We start from the raw sequence: 23,301 nt of genomic DNA on the forward strand, positions 1-23,301 counted from the left end.
CGCCCGGGGACGTCCCGCCCCTCGGGCGTCCGGCTCAGGCCTTCGCCACCGCGGAGGTGAGCTTCGAGGTACGGCTGGTGGTCGTGTAGCCGGCCTTCGTCCCGGTCACCTTCACCTTCAGCCGGTACTTCGCGTCTGTCGCCTTCACCTCGTAGGACGGCCCGCTGCCGGGCAGGACGTACGACTTGCCCGAGGACGACACCTTGTACCAGGTGTAGGAGAGCCCGACCGGAGCCGGCTCCCAGGTGCCGGCGAACGCGCTGACGGTGTCGCCGACCGTCGGGGTCCGGTCGTCGATGGTCGGGGTCGGCGTCTGGGTGAAGCTCGCCTTCACCACGGTGGAGGTCTTCGCGGACGTCTTCGCCGTCGGCTTCCAGCCCTCGAGCTGGCCGGTGACCTTCACGCTGAGCCGGGCGCCGACGTCGGTCGACGTCACCTTGTAGGTGGCCGTCACGGCCGCGTCGATGGCGGTCGTGCCCTTGCTGGTCGTGCGGTACCACTGGTAGCCCAGGGACGTGCCCCCCGGCGTCCAGGTGCCCGGCCGGGCGGTCAGCGTCCGGTCGACCTTCGCCGTACCGGAGATCGTGGGGGTCGCGCCGGCGATCGTGCCGAGGTACTCGCGGATGACGTGGACCGTCCCGGTCACGCCGTTGGTCCCGTCGGCCTCCTCCCCGACGTCGGACGCCCCGTCCACGCCCACGACGTTGCCGCTGCCGTCGGTGGCCGCCGCGACCAGCTGCCACGTGTAGTCGCCGACCGGCACGTCCTCGCCGTCCTCGTCACGGCCGTCCCAGGCGATGCCGCGGACGGAGCCGTCGGGTCCGGCCTCGGTGGTGAGGGTGCGGACGACCTCGCCGTCCGCGTCGGTGATGGTCAGCGTGCCGGCCTCCACGGCCTTGGTGGTGTCGAGTTCGAGCGGCCACGACCGGGCGGCCGTGATCAGGTTCAGGCTGGCCGGGGCGAAGGCCCCGAGCAGACGGGGGGCGGAGGTCGGAACCACGTCGAGGGTGCGCAGCACCAGCTCGGAAGAGGTGGAGTACGCCAGCCGTGCGGTGCCGTCGGTGACGACCTGGTCCCAGTCGGTGTCGGGGATCGACTCTGCCTGGCCGGTTGCCGGGTTCCACACCTCGAGGCCCAGCACGTCCGAGCCGTCCTCCGCGGTGTCGGCGTACTTCACCACGACGAAGCCGTTGCCGTAGTCGACCGGCAGCCCGTAGCGGCTGTGCACCTCGTCGGTGCGGTAGTTGATCGCCAGCGTCCAGGGCACGCCGCTGGAGTCGAAGGTGTACCCGAACGCCCAGTCGCCCCACAGGCCGCCCAGGCTGAACCCCTGCACGCGGTAGGCGACCGGGACGTTCACCCGCACCGACGGGCCGCCGGCGAGGTCCACCACGTCGTAGCGGCCCAGCTTGGCGTTGGTGCGGACGAGGACGAGCGAGCCGAACAGGCCACGCAGGGTGGCGGTCTTGAGCACCTTCCCGTCCACCGACAGGGCCTGCTGGTACGACAGCGCGTAGGCCGGGAAGTAGGGGCCGCTGATCAGGCCCGGCAGCGACCCGTACGTGCCCGGGGACAGGCTGCGCACGTAGTCGCCGCGGTCGTAGAGCCGCAGCTTGGTGCCGTCGTCGAGCAGCGTCCGCGCCCCGGAGGTGCCGACGTCGAGCCCGCGCGGGAACGGCGTCTGCTCCTCACCGATCGCGGTGGCCGACACGCTGCGCTGCCAGGCCTGGTAGTCCTCCGTGGTCACGGTAGGGCGGTTGTCGAGGCCGGTGACCCGGTCGGGGGTGAGTTCGAGCACGCTCTCCACCACCGGCGTGCCCGGGAACCCGAAGCGCTTGCTGATGAACCCGTCGTCCGCGACCGACCCGACGAAGCCGGGGTCGCCGTCGGGCACCACGGCCACCGGACGCCCGGGGTCGCCGATCCAGGACAGCTCGGTCTCCTCCGTCGCCTGCACCGCCACAGGCCCGGCCGCGCTCGTCGTGCCGGCCACGACCCAGGACGCTGTCCCGGCGTCGGAGGAGATGGACCAGAGGGCCCAGTCCGGGCCGGCTGCCAGGTCGACGCCGACGTAGCGCTGGTCGCGCAGGCCGGCCACCTTGAGCGTGCGGCACGACGGCGCGTCCAGCCACGTCCCGAGGGCACGGAAGCACAGGCTCTGCGAGCCGGTGGACGTCGTCGCGGCCTGGGCGTACACGACCTGGTCGCCGCGGACGGCGGCGGCGACGAGCCCGGGGACGGCGACCCGGCCCGGGCCGGCGCTGCCGTCGAGCGGGACGAGGTCGAGGTAGCCGGTCGCGGCCAGGCCGGACGCGGTGGACATCGTCTGGACCATCAGCGCGGTCGTGCCCCCGCCGAGGGACACCGCCACGTCCTCCTCGGGCAACTGCGGGGCGTAGGCCAGCGCCCGCTGTTCGCCGGTGGCCAGGTCGAAGGCCTCGTAGGCGCCGGTGTCGTCGGTGAACACCGCCGTGCGGTCGTCGGCCGTCAGCAGGTCGGCCGCGGGCACGGTCACCGGGTCGGCGGTGGTGCCGGTGGCGAAGTCGTAGGTGTAGATGCTCGAGGTCGTCCCGTCCCCGTCACCGGGGACGACACTGACGAGCCGGCCGTCCCGCGCGGTGGTGAGGCGGCCGTCGGTGAGCCCGCGGTCGTCCGGGGTGGTGAAGGTGGCGCCGTCGTCGGTGGTGGCCCGGTAGCGCGGCGTGGCGCCCTGGCTGACGTCCAGCAGCACTCCCTCGCCGGACGCGGCGACGACGACGGGCAGCGACGTGGTCTCCGGCAGGTTGACGCGGAGGTCCGTCCCGTCCTCGGCGGAGGCGGCGGGCGCCGGCACCAGCCCGGTGAGGGCGAGCGTGAGGACGCCGAGCGCAGCCGTGATCCGGGCGGCGTGCCGCCGCCCGCGCGTCCTGGCGTGGGGCGCTCGCGCCATTCCCGCTCCCGTCTGTCGTGGCCGCCTGGGCGGACACGGTCAACCTTCCGCGACCGTACCATCCCGCACCCCGCCGGGTCGCGCGCCCGGCGGCTGCTCGCCCGTTCCCCGCGCACGCGGGCGCACCCGCCCGGGCGCGCAGGCTCCCGCGGCGCACCGGCTGACTGCACCAATTCCCAGCGGCCGTGGCAGGGGCTGGAAGCGTGCTCCCGGACGCGTCGCCAACTGCTAGCGTCGGATGCGACTCGTACCCTGCATCACACTCATCGAGGAGCCCATCGTGAGCCAGACCCCCGTCAAGGTAGCTGTCACCGGCGCAGCCGGCCAGATCTGCTACAGCCTGCTGTTCCGCATCGCCAGCGGCGCGCTGCTCGGGCCCGACCAGCCCGTCGAGCTCCGCCTGCTCGAGATCACCCCGGCCCTGAAGGCGCTCGAGGGCGTCGTGATGGAGCTGGACGACTGCGCGTTCCCGCTGCTGAGCAAGGTCGAGATCGGCGACGACGCGGAGAAGGTCTTCGACGGCGTCAACCTCGCCATGCTCGTCGGCGCCCGTCCCCGCACCGCCGGCATGGAGCGGGCCGACCTGCTCAGCGCCAACGGCGCCATCTTCACCGCCCAGGGCAAGGCCCTGAACAAGGTCGCCGCGGACGACATCAAGGTGCTGATCACCGGGAACCCGGCGAACACCAACGCGCTGATCGCGATGAACAACGCCCCCGACATCCCCAACGACCGCTTCAACGCCCTCACCCGGCTCGACCACAACCGCGCGATCAGCCAGGTGGCCAAGAAGACCGGCGTCGCGGTGACTTCGGTGAAGCACATGACGATCTGGGGCAACCACTCCGCCAGCCAGTACCCCGACCTGTTCCACGCCGACGTCGACGGCCGGAACGCCGCCGAGCTGATCAACGACCAGGCCTGGCTCGAGAACGACTTCATCCCGACCGTGGCCAAGCGGGGCGCAGCGATCATCGCCGCCCGGGGCTCCTCCTCGGCCGCCTCCGCCGCGAACGCCACCGTCGAGCACATGCACGACTGGGTGCTCGGCACGCCCGAGGGCGACTGGGTGTCGATGTCGGTGCCGTCGGACGGCTCCTACGGCGTGCCCGAGGGCCTCATCTCCTCGTTCCCGTGCGTGGTCAAGAACGGCACGTACGAGATCGTCCAGGGCCTGGAGCTCAACGAGTTCAGCCGCGCGAAGATCGACGCCTCTGTCGCCGAGCTGGTCGACGAGCGGGACGCCGTGAAGGAACTCGGCCTGATCTGAGCCTGAACGCCCGTGGGCGCCGGCACCTCTCGGGGGTGCCGGCGCCCACGTCGTTTCTCCGGATCAGGCGACCACCGTCGCTGAGTAGGCGGTGTAGGCGGAGGCCGTGGTGTAGCCGGGCGCGCTGCCGACCACCTTCACCCGGATCTTCCTGCCCTTGTCCGCCGCGGTCAGCTCGTAGGACGTGGCGAGGGGGTCCAGGCCGGTGATCCGGGTGGTCCCGCGGTACCACTCGTAGGCGTAGGCGGGTTCGGGGCTCCAGTCACCGCGCACCAGGACCAGCGACTGGCCGACGGCTGCGGTCCCGGTCAGCTTCGGCGTGGGAATCGCGAACCGGCCGGCGGCCACCCTGGCGCTGTTCGTCGACATCACCGTGACGATGCTGCCCCGGCGGCTCGTGCCGGCGACCTCGACCGCGAGGGTCTTGCCGAGGTCGTCCGGGACGATCGTGTAGCGGGCAGCGGTCGCCCCGTCGATCGGGACGCCGGAGCGGAACCAGCGGTAGCCCATCGTGAGCAGCGGGGGTGTCCACGTGCCCGACGCGCTGACCGTGGCCCCCACCCGCAGCGTGCCGGCGACCTTCTGCGTACCGGCCTTCACCGGGGTGGTGAACAGGGTGACCGTGCCGGTGGGGGTGGCGTCGCCGGCGACGGTGGTGACCGCACCGGTGCCGTCGGCGGAGTCGGCGACGTAGCGCCAGGTGTACATCCCGTCGGGGGCCACTTCGGCCAGGTCCGTCATCGCGTCCCAGGAGATGGCGCGCAGCGACCCGTCCGTGGAGGCCGGGGTGGCGATCGTCCGCACGACCGCGCCGGTGCCGTCCAGGATCTCGACCTTCCCCGCGTCGACGGCCTTGGTGAGGTCGAGGTCGAGGGTCCAGGTGGCGTTGACCTCGAACCGGGCCGGCGCCACGGAGCCGAGGACGCGGGCCTCGGTGTCGGCGACCAGCGCCACGTCGTGGTAGCTGGTCAGGTCGACGGTCAGCAGCCGGGTGCCTGTGGAGTAGACCAGGGTGGCGTCGCCGTCCACGGCCGGCGCCACGTCTGCGGCGGCGTCCAGGATCGGCTGGGAGCCGTCCTGCGCGGCGTTGAAGTCGTCGGTCAGCGGCCAGGGGTGGTAGTACCCGGTGTTGGAGTTGAACAGGACGACGACGCCGTCGCCCATCGCCACCGGCCAGGCGGACTGCGCCGACCCGATCAGGTCACCGAGGTGGTCCGGGGTGACCTGCCACGCCTCGACGAGCTGGGCCTCCCCGGCCGTCGAGGCGAGCACGAGGAAGTCACCGAACAGCATCGCGGCACCGTAGGCGTAGTCCTCCGCGACCGGTGGGAGGTTGAACGAGACACCGGTGACCAGGTCGCGCAGCGTGCCGCCGGTGCGGGAGGCGTTGAACTCCACCACCCGGCTGCCGAAGATCGCCGCGACCCGCGTGCCCACCGACGTCCCGCCCGGGAGCAGGACCGTCGACGCCGACCCCTTCTTCACCCAGGTGTAGGGCCCGCTGACGTCCTGCAGCGAGGAGACCGCCTTCGCGGTGCCGGTGAGGGCGTCGCGGTCGTAGAAGCGCAGGCCGGAGGCGGTGTCGGCCACCATGCGTCCAGCGGAGGTCCTGAGCGCCCGGGTCGCCCCGGCGAGCAGGGTCTCGTCGCCGACCCCGGCCCCGTCAACCGGGCGGTACCAGCCCTGCGCCCGCTCGCGCCCGTCGAGGCCCGTCAGCCGGGTGGCCGACAGGTCGAGGCCGGACGGCGGCTTGGGCCCGGTCAGGTCGGCGTAGAGCAGCGAGAGGACACCGGCGGTGTCGACGGCGTAGGTGCTGGCGGCCAGGTCGTTCCCCGACCGCACCAGCGGACGGGCCGGATCGCCCACCCCGGTGAACTCGTTGACGGTGGCGCCGGCGGGCGTCCTGACCTTGACCACCTTGCCGGCCTGGAACAGCAACGGCTTCCGCTTGACCGAGAGCCCGATCACCTCGCCGTAGCGGGCGGCACCGACGGCCGCGGTCGTGACCGACGACGACGTGGAGAGCAGCTTCCTGCACGAGGCCTTCGGCAGGGTCCGGGCGTCGGTGAGCAGGCGCGTGCAGTAGCTCACCGAGCTGCCCGAGTGCACGACGTACTCGATGGCGGGGGTGGACACGGCGTTCACCAGCACCCGGGTGAGGCCCAGGTACGGCACCCAGCCGCTGATCCGGAACGGGGCGGCACCGATGCCGCCGGCGACCGGGACCGGGTCGACGTCGAGGTAGCGGGAGTAGGCGCCGTTGCGGGAGGACGTGTAGCGGATCAGCCGCAGCAGGGCGTCGTCGCCGACCACCCAGGACTCCCCCGGGTAGATCGCGTTCGACGGGGGCCGGAGCGCATTGTCCAGCGAGAGCGGCGCCTCCTCGAGCGTCCCCAGGTCGACCAGGCGGAAGCCGGAGGCGTCCACCACGGCGTGGGTGGTGCTGACGCCGGACAGCGTCCCGGTCAGGGTCACCTGGCCGGCGTCCCCCGTGGCGAGGTTGAGCAGCCGGACGGTGTTGCCCTCACGCCAGGCGGCCGCCCCTCGCGCGACCACGTCGGCCGGACGGGTCGGGACGTCCTCGACGGCTTCGGTGGTCAGGCCGTTGTCGTGCGAGATGAGCGTCCGGCCGGTGCCGGCCGTGACGTCCACGTCGCTGATCACCAGGTCGGTGCCTGAGGCCGCGAGGACCCGGGTGGGACGCGGACCGGTCGCCACCGGCACGCCGTCCTCCTCCGCGGCGGCCGGCGTCGCCAGCGGCACCATCGCGCCGGCGGCCAGGACGAGGCCGACGCCCACGGCGACCCAGCGGCGTCCGAATCCCGAGCGGTTGGGCTGGCTCGCGAGCATCATTCCCCCACCGGCGAGCGCATCCCCATCGACCGCCGACAAGCGAAGGCTACCGCCCGCCGATCTCAGCGTGTAGGGAAAGGTCGGGGGCACTTGCACGGTCCTTTGCCACCCGACGCTCCCCGGGGTGGCAGGGCGCTCCTCGCCGAGGCCCTACCATGACGATCGAGCGAGGAGAGGACGACCGGTGGGAGTGCCAACCAGATCCGTGGTGGCGGTGTCGGTCCTGCTCACCCTCGGCGGATGCACGCAGCCCGGCACCCCCCTGCCGTCGTCCACGACCGTCACGCCGACGCTGTCGTGGTCCACGCCGGCCGCCGACGCGACCCCGACCACGACCCGGCCGCGCCCGTCCGGCCAGGCACCCCGGCCGCCCAGCCGATCCGTGACGGTCCTCCCTGATCGCGTGGGTGGGGTGGTGCTCGGCCGCACCTCCCCCGCCGAGGCGAGGGAGTCCCTCGCCACCGCGCTGGGCGCCCCCTCGAGCGCCCCGTCCTGCGAGGGCGCGGCGACCGTGCTGAGCTGGGGAGCGCTGCAGATCACCTTCGCCGGCCGGCCGGCCGTTGCCCGGCAGTGGCAGGTCGAGCCCGAGGCCGGCACCGCCGGCCTGAGGTTGCCGCGGGGGACGGAGTGGCGCCCCGAGCGAGAGTCGCTCCTCGACCGGGAGGACGCGACGACGTCGACGTCCGGCGACGACCTCGTGGTCACCCTCGCCGACGGGTTCACCTACCGGTTGGGCAGCACCGACCAGCGCGCCCGCACGATCGGTGGGGGCACGCCGGCCTGCGGCTGACCCGGATCAGGCCGGGATCAGCGCGCCCGCCGAGGTCGCGCTCGCCGACGTGAAGCCGCTGCGGACGGCGGTCACCTTCACCGTGATCGTCCTGCCGGCGTCGGCAGCCACCACCGTGTAGGTGCTGGCGGCCTGGCCGGTGATCGCGGTACCGGACCGGTACCAGGCGTAGGTGAACGAGGTCGGCGCCGGTGACCAGTCGCCGTGCACCGCTGTCAGCGTGGAGCCGACCGTCAGCTCGCCCTCGATCGTCGGGACCGGCTTCGTGGTGAACGTGCCCTTGGCCACGTCGCTGGACGCCGCCGAGGTCTTGGCCACCGAGGAGTAGCCGTCCTTCGACCCGGTCACCCTCACCTTGATCGCCTTGCCGACGTCCGCGGACTGCACCTCGTAGGTCGCCTCGGTCGCACCCGGGATCGCGGTGGTGTCGCGGTACCACTGGTAGGCCGCCGTGGCATCGGACGGATTCCAGGACCCGATCGAGGTCGCGTCGGTGATCTTCAGCACCTGGCCCACCACCGGAGTCGTGTCATCCAGCTTCGGCGTGACCGCGATGATCCCCGGCTCGATCGCGCCGGTGAACGCCGAGTAGCGGGAGACGCTGACGTAGCCGGAGCGCTTGTACGTGACCCGAACCCGGATCTGCTTGCCGAGGTCGGTCGCCGTCGTGCGGTACGTGGCCGCGGTCGCGCCACTGATGGTGCTCGTTCCGCGGTACCACTGGTAGGAGTAGCTCGCGGCCGGGTCGGAGGCGCCAGGAACAGCGGTCAGCGGCATGCCGACCTTGACCGAGCCGGTCACCGTCGGGTCCGCCACCGAGGTGAAGTTCGCCGTGGCCACCCTGCCGGTCAACGCCGAGTACACCCCCTTGGTGGTGTAGCCCGGCTTGGTGCCCGTGACCTTGAGCTTCAGCTTGTAGCCGACCTCGGCGCCGGTCGGGGTGAAGGTGGTCGCCGTGGCGCCCTTGATCGCCGAGGACGTGCCCTTCGAGTTCACCTTGTACCACTGGAAGGACAGGGTGACCGGATCGGGCCCCCAGACCCCGGTGGTCGCCGTGAGCGGGGTGTCGACCACCGCGGAGGTGGCGTCCAGAGTCGGCACCGGCGCAGGGGTGATGGTCGCCTTCGCCACCGTCGAGGTGGCAGCAGAGGTCTTCGACGCTGTCGCGTACCCCCGGCAGAACGACTCCGTCCCCGGGCAGCTGCCGGTGACCTTCACCTTGAGTGCCTGCCCGGCGTCGGCCGGCTGCACGGCGTAGGTCGACGCGGTCGCCCCCGGGATCGCGGTCGTGCCGCGGTACCACTGGTAGGCCAGCTGCACGTTCGCCGGCGTCCAGGCACCCGGGGTCGCGGTCAGGGTCTGGGCGACCGTCGGGGTCGTGTCGGAGATCTTCGGCGTCGGGCCCGTCGCCGTGCCCAGGTTCGCCGCCTTCACCGTCACGATGCCGGTCACCGGCGAGGTGCCGTCGATCGCAACCAGCGCCGGGGATTCGTCGCTGACCACAGCGGTGCGCAGCGTCCAGGCGTAGTCACCGTCGGCCAGCCACTCGCCGTCGTCGTTGCGGCCGTCCCAGCTCACGCCGCGGAGGGAGCCGTCGGTGGACGCCGGGACGGTGATCACCCTGTCGATCACCTTGTCCTCTCCGGTGCCGTGGCTGATCTCCAGCACGGACTCGGCCAGCGGCTTGGTGGCGTCGAAGTCCACCTTCCACGGTCCCGCGTTGGGGTTGAAGCTCGTGGACGGCGCCACCATGCCGAGGATGCGCGGCGCCGAAGCACCGGCACCCGGAACGGTGGTGACGATCAGCTCGTCGTCGTCGGCATAGACGAGGTGGTTGGCATCGTCGAGCGCCGCGATGTCACCTTCGATGTCGACCCGTTCGTCGGTGACGTAGTTCCACAACACGAGCTTCTCCGCGATGTGGTCCCAGACGACGGCTACACCGTCGCCGAGGGAGATCACAGAACCGTTCTCGTAAAGGCCGCCCCACTCGTTGTCGGCGACGTTGTAGACGTGGGTGTTGATCGCGTCGCCCACCTCCATGTCGAAGCTGGCCCAATCGCCCCACATTCGAGTCTGGAAGGGAGTCCACGTACCCATGCCGGCGGTCAACTCGATGGGGCCGACCGCGTACTGCGGGTCTGCCACATCCAGAACCCTGAAGTGGCTGGCATCGACCTTGCTGACGTACCGGCTGCCGAAGATGCCGACCGGGTTGGTGGCAGCGACCGCGCCGGAGGAGGTGCGGATGGAGCCCTTGCCAGCCACGTTCACCAACGCGTACGGGCCGCTGGCGTCGACAAGGGACCCCGTGGTCGCGAAGGTCGACTTCTTCGTGCCGCGGTCGTAGAAGGTCAGCGCGGTCTCGCCCTCAACGACGGTGCGACCGGAAGAGAGCGCCACGGTCGAGGTGTGGGCCCCGAAGACCGACTCAGGGCCGATCGCCTCGGCGGACAGCGAACGGCTCCACGCGCTCAGTCGCTTGTCGAAGCCGGCCACCCGGTCGGCTGCGAGGTCGAGGTAGTGCGGCGTGATCGGGTCGCCGAAGTCGTCGAACAGCTTGGTGGACGCCCCGTCGGCTGCCACCTCCTGGATGCTCCCCGAGGAGGTGGTGGACACGCGCAACAGCGGTCGGTCCGGGTCGCCGATGCCCGTCCAGACGGCGGAGGAACCGACGTAGGACACACGCGTCAGCTGGGAGTTCTCCCAGAGGTACTCGACGCCGTTGAGCTCCAGGCGGATCGCAGCACCGGACCGGTCGGCCATGACACTGTGCGATGCGCTACCCAGCGTGGCGACCAGAGCGCACGTCTCCCCGATCCCGTCGAGGGGGCGCGAGCAGACCGACACCGCCTTGTCGACCCGCTTCACGTACTCCACGCGATCGCCCACGATGCCGACGTAGGGGACGTACCCCTTCACCCGGAAGATGTCCCCGCCCATCCCTCCGTCGAGGAGCAGCGGGTCGATGTCCGTGGCGACCTGCACGTTGTCGTAGATGTAGTTGGTCTGCAGGACAGCACCCTGTTCGCCCACGATGCCGTAGATCAGGGACTGGTCGTTGCTGTCGTAGCCCGACGGCCAGTCGTCGAACCAGTCGTCGAGGAGTTCGGTCACCTCGCCGGTGGCGAGGTCGATCGCCGAGTACCAGTAGCCCTTGATGCCGTCGTCCCAGAGACCGGTGAGGGCGACCGTTGCGCTGGCGCCGAACACCTCGCCCACCTCGTCCGGTACGGAGTACTCGACGTTCCGGTTGGTGGCCAGGTCGAACACATCGACCAGCTGGCCGTAGTCGGTGAGCACCGCCTTGGTGGAGTGGACGGAGTCGAGCCAGAGGTCATCACGGTCCTCGAAGGCCGCCGGCTCCCAGGTCTTCCCACGGTCCGTGCTGAGCTGGGCCGAGGTCGCGTAGGCGAGGAGGCTCTGTCCGGACGCCGCGATCACGCCGGTCTTCACCGGGGACACGGCGAGGGGCGTGCGCAACACGTCCTCGGCAGCACGGGCGACCGTTGGCGCGAAGCCGGGGAGAGTCACCGCCAATGCCAGGACGACGCACATCCGACGCGACAACGACCGCTTCACTTCTACTCCTCGGCTGGGCCCGCGGGGGCGGGCCTGTGGGCAAACCGTCCGGACACTATCGGCCCGCACGGCTCGCCCGTGGCAGAACCGGGAAGCCCGTACGCCCTCGTTCAGCCGTGGAAACCTACTTACGGTTACGTAGGCGCAGTTTAGGCTTGGGGGCGACCTCTCCAGCAGAAGCGATGTGATCCCCATGCCACCCGTCGGACGCCCGGCCACCGCCGCCACCCAGACCGTCCGTGAGGCGCGCGACTTCCTGCTCGCCCACGCCACCGACTACCGCGGCGCGGTCGACGGCTTCCGCTGGCCGGAGCTGACCGAGTTCAACTTCGCCACCGAGTGGTTCGACGTGGTCGCCGGCGAGCACCCCGACCGTCCCGCGGTGACGATCGTCTCCGCGGACCTCACCGCCCGGTCGTGGACCTACGCCGACCTCTCCCTGCGCTCCGACCAGGTCGCCCGCTGGCTGCGCAGCCTCGGTGTGGGGGCCGGCGACCGGGTGATCGTGATGCTCAACAACACCATCGAGCTGTGGGAGCTGCTGCTGGCGCTGCTGAAGATCCGTGCGGTCGCGATCCCCACCTCGACCCTGCTGTCATCGGCCGACCTCGGCTACCGCGTCGAGCACGGCGGCGCGTCCGTCGTGGTGGCTCCCACGGCGCTGAAGTCGCGCCTGGCCGGACTGCCCCGCCAGGTGCTCCGCATCGGCGTGGGCGACGGCACCCCGTCCGGCTGGGTCTCGATGGCGGAGTCGGAGAAGGCGCCCACCGCGTACACGCCGAGCGCACCGACGAAGGCGTCCGACCTCAGCCTGCTGTACTTCACCTCCGGCACCACGTCACGCCCCAAGCTCGTGGCGCACACCCACGTCTCCTACCCCGTGGGCCACCTGTCGACGATGTGGTGGCTGGGCGTCCGCCCCGGAGACGTCCACCTGAACATCTCCTCCCCCGGCTGGGGCAAGCACGCCTGGAGCAACTTCTTCTCCCCCTTCCTCGCCCAGGCGACCGTGTTCGTCTTCAACTACGAGCGCTTCGACGCCGGCGCGCTGATGCGCGTGATGGACACCCACGACGTCACCACCTTCTGCGCCCCGCCGACCGTGTGGCGGATGCTCATCCAGGCCGACCTCACCCAGCTCGGCACGCCGCCGCGGGAACTCCTCGGCGCCGGCGAGCCGCTGAACCCGGAGGTGATCACGCAGGTCCGCCGCGCGTGGGGGGCGACGATCCGCGACGGCTTCGGCCAGACCGAGATGACCTGCTGCGTGGGCAACTCCCCCGGCCAGGTGGTCAAGGACGGCTCGATGGGACGCCCGATGCCCGGGTACCCGGTGGTCCTGCTCGACCCGGTGACCGGGGAGCAGCGGACGGACGAGGGCGAGATCTGCCTCGACCTGTCCCGGCCGATCCTCGGGCTGATGGCGGGGTACCACAACGACGCGGAGATGACCGCTGACGCCTGCCGCAACGGCTTCTACCACACCGGCGACATCGCCTCGGCCGATGACGAGGGCTACCTCACCTACGTCGGGCGGGCGGACGACGTGTTCAAGGCCTCCGACTACAAGATCTCCCCCTTCGAGCTGGAGTCCATCCTGCTGGAGCACCCCTACGTGACCGAGGTCGCGATCGTGCCCAGCCCGGACCCGCTGCGCGCCGCGGTCCCGAAGGCGTTCATCTGCCTGGTGCAGGACATCGCGGCCCGTCCGCACGACGCGGCCGCGGAGATCTTCGCCCACGCCCGCGAGCGCCTGTCGGCCTACCAGCGGGTGCGGATCGTCGAATTCGTCAACGAGCTGCCCAAGACCATCTCGGGCAAGATCCGCCGGGTCGAGCTGCGCGAGCGCGAGGCCCACCGGGTGGCCGGGGACGCGTCCGAGGGCCAGTTCCACGAACGCGACTTCCGCTGACCGGCTCCGCCTCGCAGCTCACCGGCCGCTGACGGGTTCCGGGACGGGCGGCACGGCGGCGAGGCGGTCGGGGACGGCAAGCAGCACCCGGGCAGCGAGGACGCCGGCGAAGGTGGTGGCGGCACCGAAGATCGCGAACGGGACGACCTCGAGGGTCCCCTCGACCATCCAGGCGGAGACCAGCATGGCGACGATCGCGCCGGCCATCGTCACCGCCTTCACCGTGAACAGCGCACCCAGCACGTAGCCGGCCCGGTGACGGCGCCACACGAGCACGGCGGTGGCGAGGGAGAGCGGCACCACCAGCCCCAGGTCGAGGGCCTGGACGGTGAGCGTCGGCGTGCCCAGCAGGTTGGCCCCGACCGGGTCCCCGGCGATCCCGGCGGCGATCCGGGGCACCCACATCGCCGCGAGCATCGCCGACATCACCGCGGCGAAGACCGCGAGCGTCCGCCGGGGGAACCCCCGACCCACCGCCGCTGCCAGCGCCCGGGTGTCGAGCGTCCCGACGATCCAGGCGATCCCCAGCAGCGCGGACGGGTAGAGCACCACGAACAGCGGGAAGAGCGGCCCGACCGCCCAGAACATCGCGTACATCAGGTACTGGTAGGCCAGGTAGCCGAACAGGCCGAGCGCGGCCAGGCGTGCGCGCAGCGACCCGCGGGCCACGAAGACGGCTGCCACCAGAAGGGCGGGGACGGCGAGGAACAACGTCACCGCGTCCCAGCCGACGCCCTCGGCGACGACCCGGACGGCGTTGTGCGCGTAGACGCCGTCGATGGCGTAGCTGTACCGCTCACCGAGGATGCTGGTCGCCTCTGCCGTCGCTCCGCTGCCCCGCTGGGTGATGCCGATCGCCGCGGCCGTGCCGGCGAGCAGGGCCACGAGGACGCTGTAGCCGGCCAGCAGCCGGACGCGCGTGGTGCTCACTTCTCCCCCTCGCTCCGCGGCGCAGCGCCGCTCCAGAACAGCTCGAACAGGTCGCCCACGGTCGCGTCCAGCACCTCCGGGTCCTCGACGGCACCGCCGAGCACCGTCCGGGTGATCACGAAGCTGGAGGTCAGCGCGAAGAAGGCCTCCGCGATGGTCCGGGCGGGGACGTCGTCCCGCAGCCGCCCGGCGGCCTGCGCCTCGGCGAGGTAGCCCGCCAGCCCGTCGAGGTTCGAGCTCGGGCCGTCCGCGAACACCTCCGCCACCTCGGCCACCGAGCCCGCCTCGAAGGCGAGGCGGGTCACCAGGGCGCCCTCGGCCAGGCCGTTCGCCACCTCCTGACGGGCCAGCTCGCGCAGCGTGGAGCGCACGTCGGTGCCACCGAGGTCGCGCGCGACGTGTCCGGCCTGCGCCGCGGCCAGCCGTTCCCCGATCGCCCGCAGGATGCCCTGCTTGTTGCCGAACGCGCGGAACACCGTCACCTCGTTCACCCCGGCCGCGTCCGCGATCGCCCGGGTCGTCGTCGCCTGGTAGCCGCGCTCGGCGAACAGCCGGGACGCCGCGTCGAGCACCTTCGAGGCCGCTCCTGTCACCATCTCCACTCCTGTATGCAAGTACTTGCTTGCATCTTAGGGATGCGCGATCCTGAGCGCAAGACGACGACGCCGGGCCACCCGGAGGTGACCCGGCCGGAGGCCAGGGTCAGGCGCGGAGCGCGGCCGCCAGCTCGTCGAAGACGGCCACGTAGTGGTCGATCGCCTCGTCGGTGTGGGTCACCGACAGCGTCCACTCCTCCTCGCGGCCGGGCGTCGCGAAGATGCCGCGGTTCATGTTCCACAGCCAGGTCAGCGTGGTCAGGTCGACGTCCTGGTTGGCCTTGAACGTCTCGTAGTCGCGCACCGGGGACGACGAGAAGGTCACGCAGCCCTTGGAGCCGATGCCGACCGCGTAGCCCGGCAGGTCGTAGCGGGCGATCACGTCGCGGGTGCCGGCGAGGATGCGGTCGTTGAGGCGGGCGAGGTGGGCATACGCCGCCGGCGTCAGCACCTCCTCCAGCGAGGCCCGCGCGGCCGCCATCGACAGCGGGTTCCCGTTGTAGGTGCCGACCTGGTAGACCGAGCCGTCCTCGACGACCGCCATCACCTCTGCCGTGCCGCCGATGGCACCGGACGGCAGGCCGCCGCCCAGCGCCTTGGCCAGCGTGACCAGGTCGGGGACGACGCCGAACCGCTCGGTGGCGCCGCCCGGCGCCACGCACAGGCCGGTCTTGACCTCGTCGAAGATCAGCACGATGCCGTAGCGGCGGGTGATCTCGCGGACGGCCTCGAGGTAGCCGGGGTCGGGCAGCACCACGCCCAGGTTCATCATGGCCGCCTCCATGATCACGCAGGCGGGCAGGCGCCCCTCGGCCGCGAGCCGCTGGATGCGCCGCTCCATGGCCGGGGCGTCGTTGAACGGCACGGCCACGGTCATGTCGACCACGGACTGCGGGATGCCGGCACCGTACGGCAGCGACGCCAGGTTCTCGCGGTCGCCGATGGCGTCGTAGGCGACGCCGATCGACACCATCACCGTGTCGTGGTGGCCGTGGTAGGAGCCGAAGATCTTCATCACCGTGTCGCGGCCCGTGTAGGCGCGGGCGATGCGGATGGCGTCCATCGTGGACTCCGAGCCGGAGTTGGTGAACCGCCACTGCGGCAGCCCCCAGCGCCGGGAGAGCTCCGCGGCCACGGCGATGCTGTCCGGCGTCGCGCAGCCGAAGTGGGTGCCCTGCGGGTAGCGCGCGGCGATGGCCGCGCCGATCGCCGGGTGGGCGTGGCCCTGCACCATCGAGCCGAAGCCGTTGTGGAAGTCGAAGTACTCGGTGCCGTCGATGTCCCAGATGCGCGGGCCCTCGCCGCGGTCGATGTAGATGGGCCACGGGTCGCGTCCCTGGTAGGACGACGCGACGCCGCCGGACAGGTGGGCGCGGGCGCGGGCGTAGAGGTCGCGGGAGGCACTGGTGCGCTGGTCGAGGCGGGCCTGCTCGGCCTCGGTGAGCTCGGCGATGCGCGCGCGGTCGATGGGACGGGCTGTGGTGGACGTGGTCATGGGATCCCCGAACCGGTCGGCCTGGCACCGGGTGTCGTGTGATCGGGGCCGCGACCGGCCTGGCGACGCGAGCCAGTCCGATCCTAGCGCCGGGCGCCCGGCGGCGGCAGCCGGTTCTGCCGGGCCCGGGGACCGCCGGACGTCAGCGGCTGGGCGGGACCCACCAGGCCAGCACGGTGATGCCGATGCCGATGCCGAGCAGCACGACGGCGTCCAGCGCACGGTTGCGCACCGCCAGCAGCCCGACCCGCCGCTGGGGCATCAGCCGCAGCAGCCCGCCCGCCGTGATCGACAGGCCGATCAGGGTGCTGCCGGCACGCCAGTGGCTCATCGCCACGATCACCAGCCCGGCGGTGACGCCGGCGAGCACCGAGGCCAGCGGCCACTGCCCCAGCACCTGCTGGAGGAAGCTCTTGGGGGGACGCTCGTCCGCCGGCGCGGTCATCGGCCGAGCTCTTCTGCCCGGTCGACGACGTTCGACAACAGCATGGCCCGGGTCATCGGCCCCACCCCGCCGGGGTTCGGGGCCACCCAGGACGCCTTCGCCGCCACGTCGGGCGCGACGTCGCCGGTGAGCCTGCCGTCCACGCGGCTGACGCCGACGTCGAGCACCACGGCACCCTCGGCGATCATGTCGGCGGTGAGCATGTGCGGCACACCGGCCGCGGCCACGACGATGTCCGCCGCGCGCGTGTGGGCGGCGAGGTCACGGGTCCCCGTGTGGCACAGCGTGACCGTGCAGTTCTCGCTGCGGCGGGTGAGGATGAGCCCGAGGGGACGGCCGACGGTGACGCCGCGTCCGATCACGCACACCTCCGCGCCGGCCAGCGGCACACCGTGCCGCCGCAGCAGCTCCACGATGCCGCGCGGCGTGCACGGCAGCGGGCCCGGCTCGTTGAGCACCAGCCGGCCCAGGTTGATCGGGTGCAGGCCGTCGGCGTCCTTGGCGGGGTCGATCAGGGCGAGCATCGCGTTCTCGTCGAGGTGGCGCGGCAGCGGCAGCTGGACGATGTAGCCGGTGCACGCGGGGTCCTCGTTCAGCCCGGTGACGGCCTCGGCCACCCGCTCCGCAGTCGCGTCCGCCGGGAGGTCCACCCGGATCGACTCGATGCCCACCTCCGCGCAGTCGCGGTGCTTCATGGCGACGTAGCTGCGGCTGCCCGGGTCGTCCCCGACGAGCACCGTCCCCAGCCCCGGACGGACGCCGCGCGCGGCGAGCGCCCGGACGCGGACGGCGAGCTCCCCCTTGATGGCATCGGCGACGGCCCTGCCGTCCAGGATCTGCGCGGTCATCGGGTCCTCAGTGGAAGAAGTGGCGGGTTCCGGTGAGGTACATGGTGACACCGGCGGCCTGGGCCGCGGCAATCGTGTCCGCGTCGCGCACCGACCCGCCCGGCTGGACGATGGCCTTCACCCCGGCCTCGATGAGGATCGCCGGCCCGTCGTTGAACGGGAAGAACGCGTCCGAGGCGGCCACGGAACCGGCCGCACGGGCACCGGCCCGTTCGACCGCCAGCCGGCACGAGTCCACCCGGTTGACCTGGCCCATGCCCACGCCGACCGAGGCGCCGCCGGAGGCGAGCAGGATCGCGTTGGACTTCACCGCGCGGCACGCCCGCCAGGCGAAGACGAGGTCGGCCAGCGTCGCGGCGTCCGCGGGCTCCCCGGAGACGAGCTGCCAGTTCTGCGGGTCGTCGCCGTCGGCGTCGATGCGGTCCGCCGCCTGCAGGAGCAGGCCCCCGCTGACCGGACGGAACTCGACGCCGCCGCCGGGGTAGGGCCCCGCCTCGAGGACGCGCACGTTCTTCTTCGCCTGGAGCACCTCCAGGGCACCGTCCTCGTAGCCGGGCGCGATCACGACCTCGGTGAAGATCTCCGCGATCTGTCGTGCCGCCTCGACGCTGACCGGACGGTTGGCAGCGATCACCCCGCCGTAGGCCGACACCGGGTCGCAGGCGTGGGCCTTGCGGTGCGCCTCCGCGATGTCGGCACCGACCGCGATCCCGCACGGGTTGGCGTGCTTGATCACCGCGACGGCAGGTTCGGCGAAGTCGTAGGCCGCCCGATAGGCGGCATCGCCGTCGGTGTAGTTGTTGTAGCTCATCTCCTTGCCGTGCAGCTGGCGGGCGGTCGCCAGGCCGCCGGGGCCGTACCCGCTGCGGTACAGCGCGGCGCGCTGGTGGGAGTTCTCGCCGTAGCGCAGCGTGCCGAGCTTGTCCCAGGTGGCACCCACCCAGGCCGGGAACCCGTCGCCACCGGAGGAGTCGGTGAGCACGTTGCCCATCCAGGACGCGACCGCGACGTCGTAGGTGGCGGTGTGCACGAACGCAGCGGCGGCCAGCGCCTGCCGGTGGGCGAGGGTGAAGCCCCCGGCCGCAAGGGCGTCCACGAGCTGCGGGTACTGGGCGGGCGAGGTGATGATCGCCACCGACGGGTGGTTCTTCGCCGCGGCCCGCACCATCGACGGGCCGCCGATGTCGATCTGCTCGACGCACTCGTCGGGGCCGGCGCCGGAGGCCACGGTCTGCGTGAACGGGTACAGGTTCGACACCACCAGGTCGAACGGGGCGATGCCGAGCTCGTCCAGCTGCGCGCGGTGCGACGCCAGCCGCCGGTCGGCGAGCAGGCCGGCGTGGATGTGGGGGTGCAGGGTCTTGACGCGCCCGTCCAGGCACTCGGGGAAGCCGGTCACCTGTTCCACCGGGGTCACCGCGAGCCCGGCGCCGGCCAGGGTGGCCGCGGTCGACCCGGTCGACACCATCTCGACACCGGCGTCGGCCAGCGCCCGGCCGAGCTCGACCAGCCCGGTCTTGTCGTACACGGACACCAGCGCGCGGCGGATCGGTAGCAGGTCGGTCATCTGTCCCCTCGGCTCAGTCGGTTCACGGTGTCGACCAGCAGGCGCCGCTCGACGGTCTTGATGCGTTCGTGCAGGACGTCCTCGTCGTCTCCGGGGAGGACGCGGACGGGTTCCTGGGCGAGGATCTCGCCGGAGTCGACGCCGGCGTCGACCTGGAACACCGTGCAGCCCGTCACGAGCACCCCGTGGGCGAGCGCGTCGCGCACGGCGTGGGTGCCCGGGAAGGCCGGGAGCAGCGCCGGGTGGGTGTTGATCATGTGCCCGCCGAACCGGGCGAGGAACGCCGCGCCCACCAGCTTCATGAAGCCGGCGCTCACCACCAGGTCCGGCTCGAAGGCGACCACCAGCCGCGTGAGTTCCGCGTCCCAGGCGGCGCGGTCGGCGCCGGGGGCCAGCGGGTGGACGAAGGTGGGGACGCCTGCCGCCTCCGCGCGGGCCAGGGCAGGGGCGCCCGCACGGTCGGAGCCGACGCCGACCACGCGCGCGTCGAGGTCCCCCGACGCGGCGGCGTCGAGGAGTGCCTGCAGCAGGGTGCCGGAGCCCGAGACCAGGACCACCAGGCGCATCGGCATGGCCAGACCTTACCGAACGCGGACGTCCGGCCCGGCGTCGGTCGTCGTCCGCGGACGCGGCTCAGGCGGCGGCGCGGCGAGCCACCAGCCAGGCCCCCATGCCACCTGCGCAGGCGCTCAGGAGCAGCAGCGGGACGCCGATCGCGAGCAGTTCCAGCAGGCGGGGCCCGAGCTCCGCCAGGCGCAGGCTGCCCAGGCCGCCCCGGCTGGCGGCGGCCCAGGCCAGCGCGACGAGTCCCGTCCCGAGCCCGGCGAGGGCCGCGGCGAGCAGTCCACCGGCGGTCTCCTCGCGGCCGCGGCGCACCGCCACGACACCGGCGAGGACGCCGACGGCCACCCCCGCGGCGAGCCAGACCAGCATCCAGGGGTCGGCGGCGCCCACCGGGGGGAGCGCCCCCAGCACCGGGAGCGACGGCAGCATGCCCAGCTGGGTCGTGGACAGCGAGACCAGCGACCCGCTGCCGACGGTGAAGCCGGCGCCCAACAGCCAGGCCAGCACCCAGGCCAGCAGGTTGGGCAGGTACGCGAGCACGAGGACCGACCAGACGAACACGCCGCCGGGGTCGAGGACGAGCGGGTCCTCCAGCGCCGCCACCCGCTGTTCGCCCAACAGCACGGCGAGGGCGAGGGTCGCGCCGGCGATCGCGACCAGGCCCAGCGCGCCCACTGCCGTGCCGCGCACGCCCCTGCGGAGCCAGTCCGGCCCGGCGGCCCAGGGACGCAGGCCCGCGGCGAGCGCGGCGCCGATCGCGCTGCCGCACGCGCTGACGACCAGGGCGCCGAGGGCGGGGCGCCACAGCTGGGCCGCGCCGGAGACGAGCGCTGCCAGCACCGCGGCGAAGAGCGTGTAGCCGGCGGCGACCTGGCCGACCGACCCCCACAACAGGCGGCGGCGCTGCCGGCCGTCCACCTCACCGGCGTGGGCGAGGCGCCCCTGCTGGTAGGCGAACCGGCCCGCCGAGACGCACAGCGCGCCGAAGCCGAGGGTGAGCCCGAGCGGAACCAGCGTGAGTTGGTCGGTGCCCACGACCAGGACGCCGCCGTGGGCCAGCAGCCAGACGCCCCCGGCGAAGCCGAGCACCGTGGACAGCGGGATCGCGATCGCGCTGAGCCAGGCGACCAGCAGGACGCCGGCCACCAGCAGCGAGCCGGCGAGCCCCGCGAGGAGCCCCCCGCCGAGCGCGGCGACGGGCCACGGCAGCAGCGGCGGGCCGTCCGGCGTGGTGGGCAGGCGGACCGTCCGGGCAGTGGAAACGGTGAGCCTCACCCGTCGGCGGTCCCTGGATCTGGGCATCGGCATGGTGCGTCCATGCTCACCCACACGCCCCGCGAAGGTCGTGGGGACACGCCCGCCGTCGCTACACTGGCCCGGTCATCAGGCGTCGACGGCAAGGTAGAGCAGTGGCAGACGAGGGTTCGCCCACGCCCCGCAGGGCGCTCGGCCCGCTCCCCGACGACGGCGACGACGCGCCGTCCGGCGGCCGCTTCGCCCGCGCGTTCTCCCCCGACGAGCCCTCTCCCCTGACCTCGACCGCCCGCCTGCGCCGGCTCGCCCTCACCCCGTCGAGCCCCGACAGCCCGGACGACCCGCTGGACGTGCCGGCGACCACCCCGGTACCGCCGCCGGCTCCCGTGCTGCCGCAGCCGGAATCGGCGCTTCCCGCCTCGGCCGGGCGGCGGTTCTCCGCGAGCGCGGAGCCGAGCGAGTTCACCTACGTGCCGCGCCGCTCCGCCGTGAGCGCCACGTCGCCGCTCTCCCCCATCGACGGGTTCCCTCCCCAGCCGCGGCCGACCGCTCCGCCGCCGGTGACGATCCCCGCGCCGGCCTCGGCAGCCTCCGCCAGTCGCAACGCCCTGGCCGCACCCGTCCCGGAGGCTCCAGCGAAGACTCCCACCCCGCCCCGTCCCGGCGCCGCGGAGGAGGGCCCCCGCTCCGTGGCCACCGCGCCACTGCCGTCGGACTGGGCGACGCCGGCGTCCTCCAACGCCTCCCTGGCAGCCCCGGCCGCGCCCCCCGAACCCACGCCCGAGCCGGACGACGCCCCGGCCGCAGCGGCTCCCCGCAAGAAGGGGCTCTTCGGACGGAAGCCGCGACCGGCCGCGACCGGGGAGGACACCGCGCGCCCCGCCCCGGCCACGGCGACCGTCGCCGCAGCCCCCGCAGCTCCCGCGGAGCCGACCCCCGCCACGACGCCGGCGACCGGCACCCCCGACGCCCCGGAACGTCCCACCCGGCCCGGCCGGGCAGCCGCCCCGCGGGACCGCAGCGGACGGCCGGCCCTGATCATCATCGCCTCGGTCGCCGTCGTCGCCGTGCTGGTCGCCGCGGCGGTCTGGCTGCTCACCCTGCGCTCCGGCGCGCCCAGCGGCACGACGGCCAACCCGTCCACCGCCTCCGCCCTCGACCCGCTGCTCACGACGGCCGACCTCGGCACGCTGGCCGGCCAGACCTGGACGGAGTCCACCGGGACGACGGACAGCGTCCGCCCCACCTGCCTGCCGACGAACGCCGCCGGCCTCCCGAACGCCCTGCGCACCGCGTCCCGCAAGACCACCTCGGCCACCAACCCGGCCGCCTCGGTCGTGCAGGTGGTCGACACCTACGCCGACGTCGCCGCCGCAACGACCGCCTACGACCTGCGGCTCACCCAGGCCGGCACGTGCAAGGACGGCACGGCCTGGATCAGCGGAGCGAACGACGTCAGCGGCCTCGCCGACAGCGCCATGGCCGTCCGGCTCGTCGCCCACGAGACGCCCGACCAGTTCCACACGCTGCTGCTGAGCCGGACGGGACGCTCGGTGAGCCTGGTCGACATCACCACCACCGACGCCGCCGTTCCGGCCGACGACCTGGCCCGGGCCACCGCGACGGCGCTCAGCCGCCAGTGCGGCAACGAGCTCGGCACCTGCCCGAGCAGCATCACCACCGCCAACGTCCCGCCTCCGGCCGGCGAGCCGAAGGGCTGGCTGGTCGAGGCCGACCTGCCGCGCATCACCGCCGGCGCCGGACGCTGGGGGGCCACCGACCCGTCCACGACCCTCGTGATCCCGGGCAGCCAGTGCGAGGCGATGAACCTCGAGGCCGTGACCGGAACCGTCGCCCAGGGCCAGCGGACGCTGTTGCTCGCCGACGACACCGCCGCACCGAACGGCTTCGGCGTCGACATGGTGACCTACGCGTTCTCGAGCCCCGACGCCGCGACGAAGCTGGCCGCCAAGCTCACCAAGAACATCAACGGCTGCGCCGACCGCGCGCCGACCGCCACCGTGAAGGACGGCCCGTCGGTGAAGGGGAACGCGGACGCCGACTCCTCCGTCGCCGGCTCGACGTTCCTGATCAGCCAGAAGACCGAGACCACCACCGTGCTGTACCGCGTGGCCGTGCTCACGGTGGACGACGAGGTCGTCTACCTGCTCGGCAACCCGAGCTCAAGCTTCGACTTCACCGACAGCCAGTGGAAGGCCATCGCGCTGCGCGCCGGCCAGCGGGCCGCGCAGGGCTGACCCCTCAC

The 23,301-nt window shown here is 72.7% G+C and carries 15 protein-coding genes; 4 read left to right on the plus strand and 11 right to left on the minus strand.

The genetic code is table 11. The annotated features are described in order from the left end of the window. Window positions 1-34 precede the first annotated feature (34 nt). Window positions 35-2,929, minus strand: coding sequence for a FlgD immunoglobulin-like domain containing protein (locus ACFQQJ_RS00395; protein WP_377103080.1), 2,895 nt, complete (start codon window positions 2,927-2,929; stop codon window positions 35-37). A gap of 280 nt (window positions 2,930-3,209) precedes the next feature. On the opposite strand from ACFQQJ_RS00395, the gene ACFQQJ_RS00400 reads away from it, so the two are divergent. Continuing rightward, window positions 3,210-4,199: a malate dehydrogenase gene (locus tag ACFQQJ_RS00400; RefSeq protein WP_377103081.1), complete on the plus strand. Its 990-nt coding sequence runs from the start codon at window positions 3,210-3,212 to the stop codon at window positions 4,197-4,199. 63 nt (window positions 4,200-4,262) lie between these two features. On the opposite strand, the gene ACFQQJ_RS00405 is transcribed toward ACFQQJ_RS00400, so the two are convergent. Further along, a complete protein-coding gene (locus tag ACFQQJ_RS00405; protein ID WP_377103082.1) occupies window positions 4,263-7,052 on the minus strand; it encodes a FlgD immunoglobulin-like domain containing protein in 2,790 nt (929 codons plus the stop codon). 190 nt (window positions 7,053-7,242) lie between these two features. On the opposite strand from ACFQQJ_RS00405, the gene ACFQQJ_RS00410 reads away from it, so the two are divergent. After that, window positions 7,243-7,842 (plus strand): hypothetical protein, encoded by a 600-nt coding sequence (locus ACFQQJ_RS00410; protein ID WP_377103083.1) that lies wholly within the window; start codon window positions 7,243-7,245, stop codon window positions 7,840-7,842. Window positions 7,843-7,848: 6 nt separating this feature from the next. On the opposite strand, the gene ACFQQJ_RS00415 is transcribed toward ACFQQJ_RS00410, so the two are convergent. Then, window positions 7,849-11,424 carry a hypothetical protein gene (locus ACFQQJ_RS00415; protein WP_377103084.1) on the minus strand — a complete coding sequence of 1,192 codons (3,576 nt, stop codon included), beginning with the start codon at window positions 11,422-11,424 and terminating at the stop codon, window positions 7,849-7,851. Window positions 11,425-11,617: 193 nt separating this feature from the next. Between ACFQQJ_RS00415 and ACFQQJ_RS00420 the strand changes: the two genes are divergently transcribed. Next, window positions 11,618-13,336, plus strand: coding sequence for an AMP-binding protein (locus ACFQQJ_RS00420; RefSeq protein ID WP_377103085.1), 1,719 nt, complete (start codon window positions 11,618-11,620; stop codon window positions 13,334-13,336). A gap of 18 nt (window positions 13,337-13,354) precedes the next feature. On the opposite strand, the gene ACFQQJ_RS00425 is transcribed toward ACFQQJ_RS00420, so the two are convergent. From ACFQQJ_RS00425 to ACFQQJ_RS00460, 8 genes are all read right to left on the minus strand, one after another. After that, entirely contained in the window at window positions 13,355-14,266 is a 912-nt protein-coding gene (locus ACFQQJ_RS00425) for a hypothetical protein (protein WP_377103086.1), read from the minus strand. Further along, window positions 14,263-14,862 (minus strand): TetR/AcrR family transcriptional regulator, encoded by a 600-nt coding sequence (locus tag ACFQQJ_RS00430; protein WP_377103087.1) that lies wholly within the window; start codon window positions 14,860-14,862, stop codon window positions 14,263-14,265. Before ACFQQJ_RS00430 ends, ACFQQJ_RS00425 begins: the two co-directional genes overlap by 4 nt. Window positions 14,863-14,968: 106 nt before the next feature. Next, complete coding sequence (locus ACFQQJ_RS00435) at window positions 14,969-16,357, minus strand: aspartate aminotransferase family protein (protein WP_377103088.1); 1,389 nt, start codon at window positions 16,355-16,357, stop codon at window positions 14,969-14,971. A gap of 142 nt (window positions 16,358-16,499) precedes the next feature. Beyond that, on the minus strand, window positions 16,500-16,802 hold the full coding sequence (locus tag ACFQQJ_RS00440; RefSeq protein WP_377103089.1) for a DUF3017 domain-containing protein: 303 nt from the start codon (window positions 16,800-16,802) through the stop codon (window positions 16,500-16,502). Next, window positions 16,799-17,650, minus strand: a complete 852-nt coding sequence (locus ACFQQJ_RS00445) for a bifunctional methylenetetrahydrofolate dehydrogenase/methenyltetrahydrofolate cyclohydrolase (RefSeq protein ID WP_377103090.1) — start codon at window positions 17,648-17,650, stop codon at window positions 16,799-16,801. Before ACFQQJ_RS00445 ends, ACFQQJ_RS00440 begins: the two co-directional genes overlap by 4 nt. 7 nt (window positions 17,651-17,657) lie before the next feature. Continuing rightward, entirely contained in the window at window positions 17,658-19,217 is a 1,560-nt protein-coding gene (purH, locus tag ACFQQJ_RS00450; RefSeq protein ID WP_377103091.1) for a bifunctional phosphoribosylaminoimidazolecarboxamide formyltransferase/IMP cyclohydrolase, read from the minus strand. Further along, window positions 19,214-19,789 (minus strand): phosphoribosylglycinamide formyltransferase, encoded by a 576-nt coding sequence (purN, locus tag ACFQQJ_RS00455; RefSeq protein ID WP_377103092.1) that lies wholly within the window; start codon window positions 19,787-19,789, stop codon window positions 19,214-19,216. Before purN ends, purH begins: the two co-directional genes overlap by 4 nt. Window positions 19,790-19,850: 61 nt before the next feature. Next, a complete protein-coding gene (locus ACFQQJ_RS00460) occupies window positions 19,851-21,083 on the minus strand; it encodes a DUF6350 family protein (RefSeq protein ID WP_377103093.1) in 1,233 nt (410 codons plus the stop codon). A 107-nt stretch (window positions 21,084-21,190) separates the two neighbouring features. Between ACFQQJ_RS00460 and ACFQQJ_RS00465 the strand changes: the two genes are divergently transcribed. Beyond that, on the plus strand, window positions 21,191-23,293 hold the full coding sequence (locus tag ACFQQJ_RS00465; protein ID WP_377103094.1) for a hypothetical protein: 2,103 nt from the start codon (window positions 21,191-21,193) through the stop codon (window positions 23,291-23,293). Window positions 23,294-23,301 lie beyond the last annotated feature (8 nt).

This window comes from Propionicimonas sp. T2.31MG-18 (genome assembly GCF_964266745.1).
Lineage (GTDB): Bacteria > Actinomycetota > Actinomycetes > Propionibacteriales > Propionibacteriaceae > Propionicimonas.

Excerpts from the sequence above, each read along its gene's own strand:
- ACFQQJ_RS00395 (WP_377103080.1), bottom strand. The coding sequence starts at position 2,929 with ATGGCGCGAGCGCCCCACGCCAGGACGCGCGGGCGGCGGCACGCCGCC.
- ACFQQJ_RS00405 (WP_377103082.1), bottom strand. The coding sequence starts at position 7,052 with ATGATGCTCGCGAGCCAGCCCAACCGCTCGGGATTCGGACGCCGCTGG.
- ACFQQJ_RS00420 (WP_377103085.1), top strand. The coding sequence starts at position 11,618 with ATGCCACCCGTCGGACGCCCGGCCACCGCCGCCACCCAGACCGTCCGT.
- ACFQQJ_RS00430 (WP_377103087.1), bottom strand. The coding sequence starts at position 14,862 with ATGGTGACAGGAGCGGCCTCGAAGGTGCTCGACGCGGCGTCCCGGCTG.
- ACFQQJ_RS00435 (WP_377103088.1), bottom strand. The coding sequence starts at position 16,357 with ATGACCACGTCCACCACAGCCCGTCCCATCGACCGCGCGCGCATCGCC.
- ACFQQJ_RS00440 (WP_377103089.1), bottom strand. The coding sequence starts at position 16,802 with ATGACCGCGCCGGCGGACGAGCGTCCCCCCAAGAGCTTCCTCCAGCAG.
- ACFQQJ_RS00445 (WP_377103090.1), bottom strand. The coding sequence starts at position 17,650 with ATGACCGCGCAGATCCTGGACGGCAGGGCCGTCGCCGATGCCATCAAG.
- purH (WP_377103091.1), bottom strand. The coding sequence starts at position 19,217 with ATGACCGACCTGCTACCGATCCGCCGCGCGCTGGTGTCCGTGTACGAC.
- purN (WP_377103092.1), bottom strand. The coding sequence starts at position 19,789 with ATGCCGATGCGCCTGGTGGTCCTGGTCTCGGGCTCCGGCACCCTGCTG.
- ACFQQJ_RS00460 (WP_377103093.1), bottom strand. The coding sequence starts at position 21,083 with ATGCCCAGATCCAGGGACCGCCGACGGGTGAGGCTCACCGTTTCCACT.